Raw genomic sequence first — 16,655 nt, 5'->3', positions numbered from 1 at the left:
AAAAAGCGTCTTATAAATGAAACACCGCCCTCGGCTATACTCCCCGCATTTCGACTTAGGCACGAGGACTCACTGTGAAGAACTGGACGTTGCGCCAACGCATTTTGGCGAGCTTTGCGGTGATTATCGCCATCATGTTGCTGATGGTCGTTGTTTCGTATTCACGCTTGCTGAAGATCGAAGCCAGTGAAAGCAGTGTGCGTGACGACGCGGTGCCCGGCGTCTATTACAGCTCGATGATTCGTGGCGCCTGGGTCGACAGCTATCTGCAGACTCAGGAACTGCTGGGCCTCAAGGAAGGGCAGGGCATCAGCAGCGAAGACGCGGCGGACTACAAGGCGTTCGAGACGCGCCTGCAAGAGCAGATGGCCAACTACCGCAACACCGTCACCACCGATGAAGACCGGGTCGAGTTCGCCGCGTTCGAGAAAGACCACGACGTCTACATGCAGATCCAGGATCAGGTGCTCGACTTGCACAAGCGCAACCTGGAAGCCGAAGCGGTCAAGCTGTTCACCGAGAAACTGACCCCGGCGTGGTACACCGGCCGCATGAAACTCAATGACATCATCGGCGAGAACAAGAAAGTTGCCGATCAGGCCATGGCCAACATCGACGAAGCGGTGGCAGCGGCCAAGGTCAGCATGTTCGTCTCGCTGCTGGTGGCGGTGCTGGCGGCCGGTGCCTGCGGTCTGCTGCTGATGCGCGCGATCATGGCGCCGATGAACCGCATCGTGAAGATCCTCGAAATCATGCGTACCGGGGACTTGAGCAGCCGTCTGAACCTCGACCGCAAGGACGAGTTCGGCGCGGTGGAAACCGGCTTCAACGACATGATGACCGAGCTGACGTCGCTGGTGTCCCAGGCCCAGCGCTCCTCGGTGCAGGTGACCACCTCGGTGACCGAAATCGCTGCCACCTCCAAGCAGCAACAGGCCACCGCTACCGAAACTGCGGCCACCACCACCGAGATCGGCGCGACCTCGCGGGAGATCGCCGCCACCTCGCGGGATCTGGTGCGCACCATGACCGAGGTGTCTACCGCTGCCGATCAGGCCTCGGTGCTCGCCGGTTCCGGCCAGCAAGGTCTGGCGCGGATGGAAGACACCATGCACTCGGTGATGGGCGCGGCCGATCTGGTCAACGCCAAACTGGCGATCCTCAACGAGAAGGCCGGCAACATCAATCAGGTGGTGGTGACCATCGTAAAAGTCGCCGACCAGACCAACCTGCTGTCGCTCAACGCCGCCATCGAGGCCGAGAAGGCCGGTGAATACGGTCGCGGTTTTGCCGTGGTCGCCACCGAAGTGCGGCGTCTGGCGGACCAGACCGCCGTTGCCACTTACGACATCGAACAAATGGTTCGCGAGATCCAGTCGGCGGTGTCCGCCGGCGTGATGGGCATGGACAAGTTCTCCGAAGAAGTGCGCCGTGGCATGTCCGAAGTGCAGCAGGTCGGCGAGCAGCTGTCGCAGATCATCCATCAGGTGCAGGCGCTGGCGCCGCGGGTGTTGATGGTCAACGAAGGCATGCAGGCCCAGGCCACCGGTGCCGAGCAGATCAACCACGCGCTGGTGCAGTTGGGCGATGCGAGCAGCCAGACCGTCGAGTCGTTGCGTCAGGCCAGTTTCGCAATTGACGAACTGAGCCAGGTGGCCGTCGGGCTGCGCAGCGGCGTTTCGCGATTCAAAGTCTGATGAGTGAAATCACCGCCAAACGCAGCGCTGCGCCGGTGGCGAAGCAGGCGTTGTTCCTGCTGTTTCGCATCGGCAGCGAGCGTTACGCCTTGCGCGCCACCGAGGTGGCGGAAGTGTTGCCGCGCCTGCCGTTGAAGCCGATTGCCCAGGCACCGGACTGGGTCGCCGGGGTGTTCGCCTATCGCGGTACGGTGGTACCGGCGCTCGACCTCAGTGCGCTGACCTTCGGCCAGCCTGCCGAGGCGCGCACCAGTACGCGACTGGTGCTGGTGCATTACCGCCCGGATGAACGGCGGCCGCCGCGCTGGCTCGGGCTGATCCTTGAGCAGGCGACCGATACCCTGCGTTGCAATCCCGAAGATTTTCAGCCTTATGGTCTGGACAATCGCCAGGCGCCGTACCTCGGCCCGGTGCGCGAAGATGCCCAGGGGCTGGTGCAGTGGGTGCGGGTCAACGACTTGCTGGATGACGCGGTGCGCAGCCTGCTGTTCCCGGCACCGCTTGAGGCGCAGTCATGAGCAGCGACCAGCGTTTTTTCGATTTCCTCAAGGAACGCATCGGTCTGGATGTCACCTCTGTGGGCCCGGCGATCATCGAGCGGGCGGTGCGTCAGCGCACCACGCTTTCGCAAGCGGCGCACAGCGATGAGTACTGGCAACTGCTGCAAGGCTCGCGTGACGAGCAGCAAGCGCTGATCGAAGCGGTGATCGTCCCCGAAACCTGGTTTTTCCGTTACCCGGAATCCTTCGCCACGCTCGGCAAGCTGGCGCGCAAGCGTCTGGATGAATTGAACAACATGCGCGCGCTGCGCATCCTCAGCTTGCCGTGCTCGACCGGCGAGGAGCCCTATTCGATTGCCATGGCTTTGCTCGATGCCGGTCTCAAACCGCATCAGTTCAAGGTCGACGGCATGGACGTCAGCCCGCTGTCGGTGGACAAGGCGCGGCGGGCTCTTTACGGCAAGAACTCGTTTCGTGGTCAGGATCTGGACTATCGCGAGCGTCATTTCACCGCCGAGCCGGAGGGGCATCGGGTCAACGAAGCGGTGCGCGAGCAGGTGCGCCTGCAGGCCGGCAATGTGCTGGATCCGACGCTGCTGGCGGGGGAGCCGCCGTTCGATTTCGTGTTCTGCCGCAACCTGTTGATCTATTTCGATCAGCCGACCCAGAAGCAAGTCTTCGAAGTGCTCAAGCGCCTGACTCACGTCGATGGCGTGCTGTTCATCGGCCCGGCCGAAGGCAGTCTGCTCGGGCGCCTGGGCATGCGTTCGATCGGCATTCCGCAGTCGTTCGCCTTCAGTCGGCACAATGATCCGCTGCCGGAGCCGGTGTCATTGCCGACCCCCACGCCACTGCCCGTGCGCCAACCGTTGCGCAGTCCGCCGCCGCCACCGCCGGTGCGCCCGCGTCCGTTTGCCAGCGTTGCACCGCTGCCCGTCAACAGCAAAAGCGCCACCTCGGACGCGGCGACCTTGCTCGCCAACATCGCTGCGCTGGCCAACGAAGGCAAGAGTGCCGAAGCCCGCGCGGCATGTGAGCAGTACCTGCGCAGTCACGAACCGGTAGCCCAGGTGTTCTACTGGCTCGGCCTGCTCAGCGACGTTGCCGGCGCCGCCCTCGAAGCCCAGAGTTATTACCGCAAGGCCTTGTATCTTGAACCGCAACATCCCGAAGCGTTGATGCACCTGGCTGCCTTGCTGCAGGCCCAGGGTGACAGCGCCGGTGCCAGACGATTGCAGGAACGCGCCGCCCGCAGCGGCCGCACCGCCGACAGTGAGCGTAAACGATGATCCCGTCCGACACCTTGAACGTCACCCACGAAGACGCCCGGGCCATCGATGATTGCTGGAACCGTATCGGCATTCATGGCGACAAGTCCTGCCCGTTGCTGGCCGAGCATATTCATTGCCGCAACTGCGCGGTGTATTCCGCCGCCGCCACCCGTCTGCTTGACCGTTATGCGTTGCAGCAGGACGAGCGTGATCCGGTCGCCGTGGCGGTTGAAACCGATGTGAAAACCCGTTCGCTGCTGATGTTCCGCCTCGGCGAGGAATGGCTGGGACTGGCCACCCGCACTCTGGTGGAGGTGGCGCCGCTGCAGGCGATTCACTCGTTGCCGCATCAGCGTTCGCGGGCCTTGCTCGGCGTGGCGAACGTGCGCGGGGCGTTGGTCGCCTGCCTGTCGCTGGTCGAACTGCTCGATCTGGACGGCAACGCCGCACCGGCCAGCGGCGCGCGGATCATGCCGCGCATGCTGATCATCGCCGCCCACGGCGGGCCAGTGGTGGTGCCGGTGGACGAAGTTGACGGCATCCACGCCATCGACGAAAAAATTCTCGACGCCGCGTCGCGTGCCGGCGGTGAACACCACAGCACCGCCAGCGCCAAATACACCCGTGGTGTTCTGCAATTCCGGGGGCGCAGCCTGCGTTGGCTGGATGAAGAACAACTGCTGTCCGCCGTGACCCGGAGCCTCACATGACCCCCGAGCAAATGCGCGACGCCTCGCTGCTGGAGCTGTTCGGTCTCGAAGCCGAAGCCCAGACCCAGGTGCTCAGCAGCGGGCTGCTGGCGCTGGAGCGCAATCCGACCCAGGCCGATTATCTGGAATCGTGCATGCGCGCGGCGCACTCGCTCAAGGGCGCGGCGCGCATCGTCGGAATCGACAGCGGTGTCAGCGTCGCCCACGTGATGGAAGATTGCCTGGTCAGCGCTCAGGAAGGGCGGCTGTTGCTGCGCCCCGAACACATCGATGCGTTGTTGCAGGGCACCGATCTGTTGATGCGTATCGCCACGCCGGCCAATGCCCCGCAAGCGCCGGACATCGAAGCGTATGTGGCGTTGATGGGGCGCCTGCTTGACCCTTCGGCACCGCCCGCAGTGGCGCCGCCGCCGATGGCCGAGTTGCAGATGCAGGCGCCAACACCGACTCCGATTGAGCCACCAGCGCCAGTGATCGATACACCGCTGGAAACCTCTGACCCGGCTCCGCGCAAGAACAAACGCACCACCGAAGGTGGCGAGCGGGTGCTGCGGGTTACCGCCGAACGCCTGAACAGCCTGCTCGACCTGTCGAGTAAATCGCTGGTCGAAACCCAGCGCCTCAAACCGCATCTGGCGACCATGCAGCGCCTCAAGCGCATGCAGAATAACGGCTTGCGGGCACTGGAAAGCCTCAACGTGCATCTCAAGGAACATGCGCTGAGCCTCGAAGCCCAGGAAGCCCTTGAAGATGCCCGACGCTTGCTGGCCGAGTCTCAGCAATTGCTCGCGGAAAAGAACGCCGAACTGGACGAATTCGCCTGGCAAGCCAGCCAGCGCGCCCAGGTGCTCTACGACACTGCGCTGGCCTGCCGCATGCGCCCGTTCGCCGATGTGCTCACCGGTCAGGTGCGCATGGTCCGGGATCTGGGGCGCAGCCTTGGCAAACAGGTGCGGCTGGAGATCGAGGGCGAGAAGACGCAGGTCGATCGCGACGTATTGGAAAAGCTCGAAGCGCCGCTGACTCATTTGTTGCGTAACGCGGTCGATCACGGCATCGAAACCCCGGAACAACGCCTGCTCAAAGGCAAGTCCGAAGAAGGCCTGATCCGCCTGCGTGCCTCGCATCAGGCTGGTTTGCTGGTGCTGGAATTGAGCGATGACGGCAATGGCGTTGATCTGGAAAAGGTCCGCCGCAGCATCGTCGAACGTCAGCTTTCGCCCGCCGAAACGGCGGCTCAGTTGAGCGAAGACGAGCTGCTGACATTCCTGTTTCTGCCGGGCTTCAGCCTGCGCGACACGGTCACCGAAGTGTCCGGACGTGGCGTCGGTCTCGATGCGGTGCAGCACATGGTGCGGCAGTTGCGCGGTGCGGTGGTGCTGGAGCAGACGGCAGGCGAGGGCAGCCGCTTTCATCTGGAAGTACCGCTGACCCTGTCGGTGGTGCGCAGTCTGGTGGTGGAAGTCGGCGAAGAAGCCTACGCCTTTCCGCTGGCGCACATTGAGCGCATGTGCGATCTGCAGCCACAGGACATCGTGCAGATCGAGGGGCGCCAGCATTTCTGGCACGAAGGCCGGCACGTCGGACTGGTCGCCGCCAGCCAGTTGTTGAACCGTCCGGCCAGTCAGAGCAGCAGCGAAACCCTCAAGGTCGTGGTGATCCGCGAGCGCGATGCGGTCTACGGCGTGGCGGTCGAGCGTTTTGTCGGCGAGCGCACGTTGGTGGTGCTGCCGCTGGATGAGCGGCTGGGCAAGGTTCAGGACATTTCCGCCGGGGCGTTGCTCGACGACGGTTCGGTGGTGCTGATCGTCGATGTCGAGGACATGCTGCGGTCGGTGGACAAACTGCTCAATACCGGGCGTCTGGAACGTATCGCCCGCTATGGCAATCAGGCCGCCGAAGTGGCGCGCAAGCGGATTCTGGTGGTCGACGACTCGCTGACCGTGCGCGAGCTGCAACGCAAGCTGCTGCTCAATCGCGGCTACGACGTGGCGGTGGCGGTAGACGGCATGGACGGCTGGAACGCCTTGCGTTCGGAGGACTTCGATTTGCTGATCACCGACATCGACATGCCGCGCATGGACGGCATCGAGCTGGTCACCCTGTTGCGCCGCGACAACCGTCTGCAGTCGCTGCCGGTGATGGTGGTCTCGTACAAGGATCGTGAAGAGGACCGGCGTCGTGGACTGGATGCCGGCGCCGACTATTATTTAGCCAAGGCCAGTTTTCATGACGACGCCCTGCTTGATGCAGTGGTTGAGCTCATTGGAGGAGCGCGGGCATGAAAATCGCAATCGTCAACGACATGCCCCTGGCGGTGGAGGCGCTGCGCCGTGCGCTGGCCTTCGAGCCGGCGCATCAGGTGATCTGGGTCGCCAGAGATGGCGCCGAGGCGGTGCAACTGTGCGCCGAAAACACTCCGGATTTGATCCTGATGGACCTGATCATGCCGGTGATGGATGGCGTCGAGGCTACCCGGCGGATCATGGCCGAAACCCCGTGCGCCATCGTCATCGTCACGGTCGACCGCCAGCAGAACGTACACCGGGTCTTCGAAGCCATGGGCCACGGCGCGCTGGACGTGGTCGATACCCCGGCCCTTGGTGCCGGCAACGCGCAGGAGGCTGCGGCGCCGTTGCTGCGCAAGATCCTCAACATTGGCTGGCTGATCGGCGAGAAAACCCCGCGCTCGCGTCCGGTGCCGACGCCCCACCGCAGTTCGGCGTCGTGCAAGCGGCTGGTGGCGATCGGCTCGTCTGCCGGCGGACCGGCAGCGCTGGAAGTGTTGCTCAAGGGCCTGCCGCGCAACTTCTCGGCGGCCATCGTGCTGGTGCAGCACGTGGATCAGGTGTTTGCTGCCGGCATGGCCGAATGGCTGGCCAGCGCCAGCGGCCTCGATGTACGCCTGGCCCGCGAAGGCGAGCCGCCGCAGGCTGGCGCGGTGCTGCTGGCCGGCACCAACCACCATATTCGCTTATTGAAAAACGGCACGCTGGCCTACACCGCCGAGCCGGTCAATGAGATCTACCGACCTTCGATCGACGTGTTTTTCGAAAGTGTCGCCAGTTATTGGAACGGCGATGCGATCGGGGTTTTATTGACCGGAATGGGACGCGACGGGGCGCAAGGGCTTAAGCTCATGCGCCAGCAGGGTTATCTGACCATCGCGCAGGACCAGCAAAGCAGTGCGGTCTACGGCATGCCCAAGGCAGCAGCGGCCATCGATGCTGCCGTCGAAATCCGCCCACTGGAAAAGATAGCGCCACGGTTGCTGGAGGTTTTCCCCAAATGAACAGGCTATTCCGCAATCCTGGCCCCCGCAGTATTCAGGTGACCGCCCATGAATGATTTACAGATCGACGACATTAAAACCGACGAAAACGCCGCCATGGTGTTGTTGGTGGACGATCAGGCGATGATCGGCGAGGCCGTGCGCCGTGGGCTGTCGAATGAAGAGAACATCGACTTCCACTTCTGCTCCGACCCGCACCAGGCCATCGCCCAGGCGGTACGGATCAAACCGACGGTAATCCTGCAGGATCTGGTGATGCCCGGCCTCGACGGCCTGAGCCTGGTGCGCGAGTACCGCAATCACCCGGCGACCAAGGACATCCCGATCATCGTCCTGTCGACCAAGGAAGACCCGCTGATCAAGAGTGCGGCGTTTTCCGCCGGGGCCAACGATTATCTGGTGAAGCTGCCGGACACCATCGAACTGGTGGCGCGCATCCGTTACCACTCGCGCTCCTACATGACCCTGCTGCAGCGGGATGCGGCGTACCGTGCGTTGCGCGTCAGCCAGCAGCAGTTGCTCGACACCAACCTGGTGCTGCAACGGCTGATGAACTCCGACGGCCTGACCGGGCTGTCCAACCGCCGGCACTTCGACGAGTATCTGGAGCTGGAATGGCGCCGGTCGTTGCGTGATCAGAGCCAGTTGTCGCTGCTGATGATCGACGTCGATTACTTCAAGTCCTACAACGACAGCTTTGGCCACGTCGAAGGGGACGAGGCGCTGCGCAAGGTCGCCACAGCGATCCGCGACGCCAGCGCCCGACCGTCGGATCTGCCGGCGCGCTACGGCGGTGAAGAGTTCGCCCTGGTGCTGCCGAACACCTCTCCGGGCGGCGCACGCCTGGTGGCGGAGAAACTGCGTCAGACCGTGGCGGCCTTGAAGATTCCGCACAATACCCCGAGCGACGGGGCGAGCCTGACCATCAGCATCGGCCTGGCGACCATGGTGCCGCAATCGGGCAGCGATTGCCGGCTGCTGATTTCGGCGGCGGATCGCGGGTTGTACCTGGCGAAGAACAACGGGCGTAATCAGGTGGGTATCGAATAGGTTCGCAATCCCCCTGTGGGAGCGGGCTTGCTCGCGAATGCGGAGTATCAGTCGACATCGATGCTTAATGACACACCGCCTTCGCGAGTAAGCCCGCTCCCACAGGGGATCTGCGTCAGTCCATGTCAAGTGAATCGTCGTAACAGCCGCCAGACGGGCTGCCGTGACAGCCTGATTACGTTATACTCGCCGGCTTTCAAAAGTTCGCCAACGAGTGCTGCCCGTCATGGAAATCAACCCGATCCTGAACACCATCAAGGACCTGTCCGAGCGCTCCGAAACTATTCGGGGGTATCTTTGACTACGATCAAAAGCATGAGCGTCTGACCGAGGTCAATCGCGAGCTTGAAGATCCGAGTGTCTGGAACAAACCTGAATACGCCCAGGAGCTGGGCCGCGAGCGCTCGGCGCTGGCGCAGATCGTCGATACCCTCGACGAACTGAACGGCGGTCTGGCCGATTGCCGCGACCTGCTGGACATGGCTGTCGAAGAAAACGACGAAGGCGCAGTGGGCGATGTCGTCGCCGAACTGGCCCGTCTCGAGGAAAACCTCGCCAAGCTTGAATTCCGCCGCATGTTCAGCCACGAAATGGACCCGAACAACGCCTACCTGGACATCCAGGCCGGCTCCGGCGGCACCGAGGCCCAGGACTGGGCCAACATCCTGCTGCGCATGTACCTGCGCTGGGCGGACAAACGCGGTTTCGACGCGACCATCATGGAGCTGTCGGCCGGTGAAGTCGCCGGTATCAAAGGTGCGACCGTGCACATCAAGGGCGAATACGCCTTTGGCTGGCTGCGCACCGAGATCGGCGTGCACCGTCTGGTGCGCAAGAGCCCGTTCGACTCCGGCAACCGTCGCCACACCTCGTTCTCTGCCGTTTTCGTCTCGCCAGAGATCGACGACAAGGTCGAAATCGAAATCAACCCGGCAGACCTGCGGATCGACACCTATCGTTCCTCCGGTGCCGGTGGTCAGCACGTAAACACCACCGACTCGGCCGTACGGATCACCCACGTACCGACCAACACCGTGGTCAGCTGCCAGAACGAACGTTCCCAGCACGCCAACAAGGACACCGCCATGAAAATGCTGCGGGCCAAGTTGTACGAGCAGGAAATGCAGAAGCGCAACGCCGCTTCCCAGGCGCTGGAAGACACCAAGTCGGACATCGGCTGGGGTCACCAGATCCGTTCGTACGTGCTCGACGCGTCGCGGATCAAGGACCTGCGCACCAACATCGAACGCAGCGACTGCGACAAGGTGCTCGACGGCGACATCGACGAATACCTGGAAGCCAGCCTGAAATCGGGGCTGTAAAAGACGCACACAGGATCGCTGATGCAATGCGATCCCTGTAGGAGCCAGCCCTGCTGGCGATTCCCGGGCCGCCAGGCCCGGGGGCAACGAACCTGATGGAATATCTAAAGACATGAGCGACCAACAACTCGACCCGCAAGCCCTGCAACAGGAAGAAAACTCGCTGATCGCCCTGCGCAAGGAAAAGCTGGCTGCCGAGCGCGCCAAGGGCAACGCCTTCCCGAACGACTTTCGCCGCGAAAACTACTGCGAAGATCTGCAGAAGAAGTACGCGGACAAGACCAAGGAAGAGCTGGCCGAGGCTGCTATCCCGGTCAAGGTTGCCGGTCGCATCATGCTCAACCGTGGCTCGTTCATGGTGATCCAGGACATGACCGGTCGCATCCAGGTCTACGTCAACCGTAAAACCCTGTCCGAAGACACTCTGGCCGCGGTCAAGACCTGGGACATGGGCGACATCATTGCCGCCGAAGGCACCCTCGCGCGTTCCGGCAAGGGCGACCTGTACGTCGAAATGACCAATGTGCGCCTGCTGACCAAGTCGCTGCGCCCGCTGCCGGACAAGCACCACGGCCTGACCGACACCGAACAACGCTACCGTCAGCGTTACGTTGACCTGATCGTCAACGAAGACGTGCGCCAGACCTTCCGCGTACGCTCGCAAGTGATCGCGCACATCCGCAGCTTCCTGATGAAGCGCGACTTCCTCGAAGTCGAAACGCCGATGCTGCAGACCATTCCTGGCGGCGCCGCAGCCAAGCCGTTCGAAACCCACCACAACGCGCTGGACATGGAAATGTTCCTGCGTATCGCGCCTGAGCTGTACCTCAAGCGTCTGGTGGTTGGCGGTTTCGAAAAAGTGTTCGAGATCAACCGCAACTTCCGTAACGAAGGCGTTTCGACGCGTCACAACCCTGAATTCACCATGTTGGAGTTCTATCAGGCTTACGCCGACTACGAAGACAACATGGACCTGACCGAAGAACTGTTCCGCGAACTGGCGCAGCTGGTTCTGGGCAGCACCGACGTGCCGTACGGCGACAAGGTGTTCCACTTCGGCGAGCCGTTTGCCCGTCTGTCGGTGTTCGACTCGATCCTCAAGTACAACCCTGAGCTGACCGCCGATGACCTGAACGACATCGACAAGGCGCGCGCCATCGCCAAGAAGGCCGGCGCCAAGGTGCTGGGCTTCGAAGGTCTGGGCAAGCTGCAGGTGATGATTTTCGAAGAACTGGTCGAGCACAAGCTGGAACAGCCGCACTTCATCACCCAGTACCCGTTCGAAGTGTCGCCGCTGGCCCGTCGTAACGACGAGAACCCGAACGTCACCGACCGTTTCGAGCTGTTCATCGGCGGCCGTGAAATCGCCAACGCCTATTCCGAGTTGAACGACGCGGAAGACCAGGCCGAGCGCTTCATGGCGCAGGTGGCCGACAAGGACGCCGGCGACGACGAAGCCATGCACTACGACGCCGACTTCGTGCGTGCGCTGGAGTACGGCATGCCGCCAACGGCCGGTGAAGGTATCGGCATCGACCGTCTGGTGATGTTGCTGACCAACTCGCCGTCGATCCGCGATGTGATCCTGTTCCCGCACATGCGACCGCAAGCGTAAACGTTTCAGTTAAAAAGCCGCCTAAAACAGGCGGCTTTTTATTGCCTGTCTGGTACAAATGTATCAATTGGTTACTTTTGAAATAGCAGAGGAAGTCCAGTCGTGATGGTTGCAATCGCTCAAGAAGGTGCAGCGGGTATCGCCACTGCGGTCGCTGAAAGTGTTCAGTACCAGGGCCGCAAGGCCAGCCGACAGGGCAGCGAGCAGCGTCGCCAGGACATTCTCGACGCGGCGATGCGCATTGTCGTGCGTGACGGCGTGCGTGCCGTACGCCACCGCGCCGTGGCGGCCGAGGCCGGTGTGCCGCTGTCGGCCACCACCTATTACTTCAAGGATATCGATGACCTGCTCACCGATACCTTCGCTCAATACGTCGAGCGCAGCGCGGCCTACATGGCCAAGCTGTGGATCAACAACGAAGGCCTGCTGCGCGAGATGGTCGTCAGTGGCGACGGCAGCCCCGAGTCGCGCTCGAAACTGGCGGATGACATCGCGCGGCTGATGGCTGATTACGTGCACCGGCAACTGGTCAATCGCCGCGAGCACCTGATGGCCGAGCAGGCGTTCCGCCAGGAAGCGCTGCTCAACCCGCGGCTGGCGGATCTGGTGCGCTCCCATCAGCAGATTCTGCTGCAGGGCACCTGCCAGTTGTTCCAGGTACTGGGCTCGCGTGAACCGCAGCAAGATGCCAAGGTGTTGACGGCGATTATCGGACGGATGGAATATCAGGGCCTGCTCAACGACGCCGAGCCTTTGGCCGAACAGGACATGCTCGGGATTCTGACGCGGTATATGCATCTGGTCCTCGCCTCGGTGTGACAGCTGATGGAGATCCCCTGTGGGAGCGGGCTTGCTCGCGAATGCGGTATCACATTCAACGCTTCAGTTGACTGACCCACCGCCTTCGCGAGCAAGCCCGCTCCCACAAGGGGACTGAGCCGATCATCAGGGCGACGCGTGTTCATAGGGAGTGTTGAATGAAAGCCTGGCGTGGCGTGCTGATCGCCTTGTCGTTCCTGCTGCTCAGTGGCTGTCTGGTGACCTTCAAGGATCCGCTGCCTGCCAGTGCCCCGGCGCCCAAGGGGTTGCTGGGCACATGGTCGAGCACCAATGCCTGGGGCGAGCCGATGAACCTTGAGCTGAACCGCGTCGGCACTGATCGCTATCAGGCCATCACCTGGTTCAAGGCCAGACCCCACGAGCGCGAGGCGTACCCGTTCACCGTGTCGCACCATGGCAGTCGCTGGTATCTGTCGGCGAAAGTGCCGGCGCGTTACGGTGGCCAATACACCATCGCCGGTTTCGAACTCACCGACAAACACGAGTTGGTGGTGTACAGCCTCGATCTCGAACAGATCAATCAGGCGATCAAACAGAAAACCCTCGACGGTCAGCCATTCCCGACCGACGATGGTGACGGCGTGCAGGTCGACAGCAGTCTCGACAAGGTCTTTGCTTACCTCGACGATCCGGCCAATTCCGATGCATTCGTCGAAGCCGCACGCTATCAGCGCCAGGCCCGCGCCAAATAATTCAGTTTTCTACAGGAGTTTCGGGTGGACGATTACCAGCAGACGATACGCACGCTGTCCGATCGCATTGTGCTGGCGCAGACGCCGATCCGCGTGCTCGACGCGGTGAAGTGGGACGAGAACATCCGCAAGGGTTTTCTCAAGGCCAAGGGCAAGGAAATGCCGGCGGTGGATCGCGACTACTACCTCAATCGGCCGCTGTCCTTCGATTCGAGCAAGGTCAAACTGGAATTCCAGAACATCGAGCGCGACATCACCCGCCAGCTCGGCCAGTTCAACCCGGTCGGGCAGATCATGCGGCGCATGTGCAAGGAATACCGCATGGTGGTGCGCATGCTCGAAGCGCGCGGCACCGAGGATTTCGGCCTGATCTCGCAAGAGCTGTATGGCGCCGCCTCCGATGCGTTTCACGCCGGCGACCCGACCCTGGCCGACCTCGGCCTGATGATGTCCGACTACCTGAACAACATTGATGGCCGGGGCGACCTGAAGGACGAGCCGAAGATCCTCACCGCCAAGGACGCCGTGCACCTGCTGCAAACCCGTTTGAATAAGGTGTTTGGCGAGGCCGAGGAAACCATCCGCGTGTTCGAGTCCGACGGGATTGTCGCTGACGCGGCGGCGGGCGCCGACTACATCAAGATCCGCACCGACGCGCTGTTCAACGACCGCGACGTGCGCGCACTGGAAGTCCACGAAGGCCTGGTGCATGTCGGCACCACCCTCAACGGTCTGAACCAGCCGATCTGCACCTTCCTGTCCAAGGGCCCGCCCTCGTCGACGGTGACCCAGGAAGGCCTGGCGATCCTGATGGAAATCATCACCTTCGCCTCCTACCCGAGTCGCCTGCGCAAGCTGACCAACCGTACCCGCGCGATTCACATGGTCGAGGAGGGCGCGGACTTCTTGCAGGTGTTCGAGTTCTTCCGCGAGCAGGGTTTTGAAATGGCCGAAAGCTACGGCAACGCCAGTCGGGTGTTCCGTGGCTCGACGCCGACCGGCCTGCCATTCACCAAAGACTTGTCCTATCTCAAGGGCTTTATCATGGTTTACAACTACATTCAGTTGGCCGTGCGTAAAGGCAAGCTCGAACAGGTGCCGCTGCTGTTCTGCGGCAAGACTACCCTGGAGGACATGCGTACCCTGCGTCAGTTGGTCGATGAAGGTCTGGTGGTACCGCCCAAGTATTTGCCGGAACAGTTTCGCGACATGAACGCACTGTCTGCGTGGATGTGCTTCTCCAACTTCCTCAATCACCTGAGCCTGGACCGGATCGAGGCGGATTATTCGAATATCCTGTAACCACACACAAACCCCTTGTAGGAGTGAGCCTGCTCGCGATAGCGGTGTGTCAATCAACATAAATATCGACTGACACACTGCTATCGCGAGCAGGCTCACTCCTACAGTTTTTGACTGTATTCCAATTCGAATTCTGCGAGGTTTCACCGGATGAGAATCCTCGGCATCCTTTGCCTGCTCCTGACCCTCAGTGGTTGCAGTTCGTTGTTGTTCTACCCCGAGCCGGGCCAGATCTTCACCCCGGAAAAAGCCAAGCTCGAATACCGTACCGTCACGCTGACCACGGCTGACGGCCTCAAGCTCAATGCCTGGTGGCTGCCGGCCAAACCCGGGGTCGAGGTCAAGGGCACGGTTCTGCACCTGCACGGCAATGGCGGCAATCTGCCGATGCACCTCGGCGGCAGTTGGTGGTTGCCGAAAAACGGCTATCAGGTGCTGCTGGTGGACTATCGCGGGTATGGCTTGTCGGAGGGTGAACCGAGCCTGCCGGCGATCTATCAGGACATCGACGCCGCGTTCGCCTGGCTGGATCAGGCGCCCGAGGTCAAAGGCAAGCCGCTGATCCTGCTCGGTCAGAGCCTCGGCGGCTCGATGGCTGTGCATTGGCTGGCGCAGCACCCCGAGCGGCAAAAACAGCTCAAGGCTTTCGTGCTCGATGGTGTGCCCGCCAGTTACCGCAGCGTCGGCCAGTACGCCCTCAGCACCTCATGGCTGACATGGCCGTTCCAGGTGCCGCTGTCGTGGCTGGTGCCGGACGGCGACAGCGCCATCCACTCGATGCCGCAGCTCAAGGGTGTGCCGAAACTGATCTTTCACAGCATCGACGACCCACTGGTGCCAATGTCCAACGCCATCCGCCTGTATCAGGCAGCGCCGCCACCGCGTGTGCTGCAACTGACCCGCGGCGGCCACGTGCAGACCTTCGGCGACCCGGTCTGGCGCCAGGTGATGCTGCGTTATCTGGAAGACCCCGAGCATTTCAACGGCCTGCGCCGCCTCGGCGAGATCCCGAACTACCCGCAACCCCCGAATTCTGAAAATGAGAGTCCGCAATGACTGAAGAACGTAACGCCATCCCGCTGATCATCACCGGTATCTGCAGCATCCTCGGCACGGTTGGGGCGCTGTGGTACTACGGCTACCTGCACTTCGCCAAACCCGAGGATGCGCTGCTGCTCAACGAATTCACCATGCTCAAGACCGTGCCGGGTGAAGACTACAAAATCTCGCTGGACCCGGCGCCGCAAGTGGCGCAGTGCATCGATGGCGTGCTGGTGCTGTTTGATACCGAGCAGAAAGGCCTGACCGGTGTGCTGATCAATGCGCAGAAGAAAGCCGTGCGTTGCATGGGGCAGGAAACCCCGCAGAAACTCGAGCAATAACCCGATCAAAACTGTGGGAGCGGGCTTGCTCGCGAAAGCGGTGTGTCAGTCACTCTATATTCCGACTGATCCACCGCTTTCGCGAGCAAGCCCGCTCCCACAGGGGAATATGTATGGCCAAAAAAAGCCCCGCCTGACTCAGTCAGGCGGGGCTTTTGCGTTACTGCGTGACGCTTAGTTCGAGCTGACGGCCGAACGTGGCAGCACTGGCTGGTTGTCGTTGGAAATGGTCACTTCCACACGACGGTTCATCGCACGGCCCGAGACGCTGCCGTTGTCGGCAACCGGGTATTCCTTGCCATAACCCTGAACCACGATGCGCGAAGGATCTACGCCCATCTTGATCAGTGCGACTTGAACCGAGGTCGCACGACGCTCGGACAGCGACTGGTTGTAAGACGCCGCGCCGGTGCTGTCGGTGTAGCCTTCGACGATCACTTTGCGATCAGGGTTTTCCTGGAGGAATTGCGCCAGTTTGTTGATGTTCACCAGACCGCTGGATTTCAGGTCAGCCTTGTTGGTGGCGAACAGCACGTCACCAAAGGTCACCAGGGTACCGCGATCGGTCTGCTTGGCGTTCAGGCTGTTCTGCAGCTGTTTGATCTGCTGATCGCGAGCGTCCAGACGGGCCTGGGCACGTTGCGCGGCAGCGTTCTTCAGGTTGTTTTCAGCGGTGCGCAGAGCGATGGTCTGCTTGGCCACTTCCACGCGCTGGTTGGTCAGGTAGGCCAACTGGTCAACTTTGGCTGCGTCTTGCTTGTCCAGATAAGCCTTGTCAGCCTTGTCCAGATAATCGCTGGCGTCCTTGGTTTCCAGGGCAGCGACTTTGCTGGCTTGTGGGTTGGCCTGCAGGCCGGCGTAGTTGGTGCGCGCCTGTTCCAGGTTCGGGTTAGGCGGAGTGGAGCAGGCAGCCAGGGCAACGCTTGCGGCCAGAAGAGCGGGGATCATCAGTTGCTTACGCATAATTTGTCGTCCTTTCTAT

The 16,655-nt window shown here is 61.8% G+C and carries 15 protein-coding genes; 14 read left to right on the top strand and 1 reads right to left on the bottom strand.

From position 1 onward, the window contains the following. Positions 1-74: 74 nt before the first annotated feature. The 14 genes from JFU48_RS01845 to JFU48_RS01780 all read left to right on the top strand — a co-directional run bounded on the left by JFU48_RS01845 (position 75) and on the right by JFU48_RS01780 (position 15,673). Entirely contained in the window at positions 75-1,697 is a 1,623-nt protein-coding gene (locus JFU48_RS01845) for a methyl-accepting chemotaxis protein (RefSeq protein ID WP_003222034.1), read from the top strand. Beyond that, a complete protein-coding gene (locus JFU48_RS01840) occupies positions 1,697-2,215 on the top strand; it encodes a chemotaxis protein CheW (protein WP_201135707.1) in 519 nt (172 codons plus the stop codon). Before JFU48_RS01845 ends, JFU48_RS01840 begins: the two co-directional genes overlap by 1 nt. After that, a complete protein-coding gene (locus JFU48_RS01835) occupies positions 2,212-3,486 on the top strand; it encodes a CheR family methyltransferase (RefSeq protein ID WP_003222037.1) in 1,275 nt (424 codons plus the stop codon). The genes JFU48_RS01840 and JFU48_RS01835 overlap by 4 nt, the downstream gene beginning before the upstream one ends. After that, positions 3,483-4,178, top strand: a complete 696-nt coding sequence (locus tag JFU48_RS01830; protein ID WP_003222039.1) for a chemotaxis protein CheW — start codon at positions 3,483-3,485, stop codon at positions 4,176-4,178. Before JFU48_RS01835 ends, JFU48_RS01830 begins: the two co-directional genes overlap by 4 nt. Next, a complete protein-coding gene (locus JFU48_RS01825) occupies positions 4,175-6,463 on the top strand; it encodes a hybrid sensor histidine kinase/response regulator (RefSeq protein WP_201135706.1) in 2,289 nt (762 codons plus the stop codon). Before JFU48_RS01830 ends, JFU48_RS01825 begins: the two co-directional genes overlap by 4 nt. Beyond that, the gene (gene cheB, locus JFU48_RS01820; protein WP_003222043.1) at positions 6,460-7,470 is read left to right on the top strand and encodes a chemotaxis response regulator protein-glutamate methylesterase; all 1,011 of its coding nucleotides are present in this window, start codon (positions 6,460-6,462) and stop codon (positions 7,468-7,470) included. The genes JFU48_RS01825 and cheB overlap by 4 nt, the downstream gene beginning before the upstream one ends. Before the next feature lie 48 nt (positions 7,471-7,518). Continuing rightward, on the top strand, positions 7,519-8,520 hold the full coding sequence (locus tag JFU48_RS01815) for a response regulator (RefSeq protein ID WP_201135705.1): 1,002 nt from the start codon (positions 7,519-7,521) through the stop codon (positions 8,518-8,520). 226 nt (positions 8,521-8,746) lie between these two features. Beyond that, a protein-coding gene (gene prfB, locus JFU48_RS01810) for a peptide chain release factor 2 (protein WP_103485386.1) occupies positions 8,747-9,842 on the top strand; the annotation gives its coding sequence in 2 pieces (ribosomal slippage) (positions 8,747-8,818 and positions 8,820-9,842; 1,095 coding nt in all). A 112-nt stretch (positions 9,843-9,954) separates the two neighbouring features. Further along, positions 9,955-11,457 (top strand): lysine--tRNA ligase, encoded by a 1,503-nt coding sequence (gene lysS / locus JFU48_RS01805; RefSeq protein WP_003222049.1) that lies wholly within the window; start codon positions 9,955-9,957, stop codon positions 11,455-11,457. A gap of 105 nt (positions 11,458-11,562) precedes the next feature. Continuing rightward, on the top strand, positions 11,563-12,276 hold the full coding sequence (locus tag JFU48_RS01800) for a TetR/AcrR family transcriptional regulator (protein WP_003222051.1): 714 nt from the start codon (positions 11,563-11,565) through the stop codon (positions 12,274-12,276). Between the two features lie 158 nt (positions 12,277-12,434). After that, positions 12,435-12,989, top strand: a complete 555-nt coding sequence (locus tag JFU48_RS01795; RefSeq protein ID WP_103520596.1) for a hypothetical protein — start codon at positions 12,435-12,437, stop codon at positions 12,987-12,989. Positions 12,990-13,013: 24 nt separating this feature from the next. Continuing rightward, on the top strand, positions 13,014-14,291 hold the full coding sequence (locus tag JFU48_RS01790) for a flavohemoglobin expression-modulating QEGLA motif protein (protein WP_003222055.1): 1,278 nt from the start codon (positions 13,014-13,016) through the stop codon (positions 14,289-14,291). A gap of 150 nt (positions 14,292-14,441) precedes the next feature. Continuing rightward, a complete protein-coding gene (locus JFU48_RS01785; RefSeq protein WP_201135704.1) occupies positions 14,442-15,347 on the top strand; it encodes an alpha/beta hydrolase in 906 nt (301 codons plus the stop codon). After that, on the top strand, positions 15,344-15,673 hold the full coding sequence (locus JFU48_RS01780; RefSeq protein WP_003222058.1) for a hypothetical protein: 330 nt from the start codon (positions 15,344-15,346) through the stop codon (positions 15,671-15,673). Before JFU48_RS01785 ends, JFU48_RS01780 begins: the two co-directional genes overlap by 4 nt. 174 nt (positions 15,674-15,847) lie before the next feature. Here JFU48_RS01780 and JFU48_RS01775 read toward each other — a convergent pair whose 3' ends face one another. Then, positions 15,848-16,636 carry an OmpA family protein gene (locus JFU48_RS01775; protein ID WP_003222060.1) on the bottom strand — a complete coding sequence of 263 codons (789 nt, stop codon included), beginning with the start codon at positions 16,634-16,636 and terminating at the stop codon, positions 15,848-15,850. Positions 16,637-16,655 lie beyond the last annotated feature (19 nt).

Source organism: Pseudomonas sp. TH49 (assembly GCF_016650625.1).
Lineage (GTDB): Bacteria > Pseudomonadota > Gammaproteobacteria > Pseudomonadales > Pseudomonadaceae > Aquipseudomonas > Aquipseudomonas fluorescens_H.
This window is presented reverse-complemented; position numbering and strand designations above follow the sequence as displayed.

Bases quoted from the DNA above. Each gene is read 5' to 3' on its own strand.
- cheB (WP_003222043.1), top strand. From the start codon at position 6,460: ATGAAAATCGCAATCGTCAACGACATGCCCCTGGCGGTGGAGGCGCTG.
- lysS (WP_003222049.1), top strand. From the start codon at position 9,955: ATGAGCGACCAACAACTCGACCCGCAAGCCCTGCAACAGGAAGAAAAC.
- JFU48_RS01775 (WP_003222060.1), bottom strand. From the start codon at position 16,636: ATGCGTAAGCAACTGATGATCCCCGCTCTTCTGGCCGCAAGCGTTGCC.
- JFU48_RS01840 (WP_201135707.1), top strand. From the start codon at position 1,697: ATGAGTGAAATCACCGCCAAACGCAGCGCTGCGCCGGTGGCGAAGCAG.
- JFU48_RS01815 (WP_201135705.1), top strand. From the start codon at position 7,519: ATGAATGATTTACAGATCGACGACATTAAAACCGACGAAAACGCCGCC.
- JFU48_RS01785 (WP_201135704.1), top strand. From the start codon at position 14,442: ATGAGAATCCTCGGCATCCTTTGCCTGCTCCTGACCCTCAGTGGTTGC.
- JFU48_RS01835 (WP_003222037.1), top strand. From the start codon at position 2,212: ATGAGCAGCGACCAGCGTTTTTTCGATTTCCTCAAGGAACGCATCGGT.
- JFU48_RS01795 (WP_103520596.1), top strand. From the start codon at position 12,435: ATGAAAGCCTGGCGTGGCGTGCTGATCGCCTTGTCGTTCCTGCTGCTC.
- JFU48_RS01780 (WP_003222058.1), top strand. From the start codon at position 15,344: ATGACTGAAGAACGTAACGCCATCCCGCTGATCATCACCGGTATCTGC.
- JFU48_RS01830 (WP_003222039.1), top strand. From the start codon at position 3,483: ATGATCCCGTCCGACACCTTGAACGTCACCCACGAAGACGCCCGGGCC.
- JFU48_RS01800 (WP_003222051.1), top strand. From the start codon at position 11,563: ATGGTTGCAATCGCTCAAGAAGGTGCAGCGGGTATCGCCACTGCGGTC.
- JFU48_RS01825 (WP_201135706.1), top strand. From the start codon at position 4,175: ATGACCCCCGAGCAAATGCGCGACGCCTCGCTGCTGGAGCTGTTCGGT.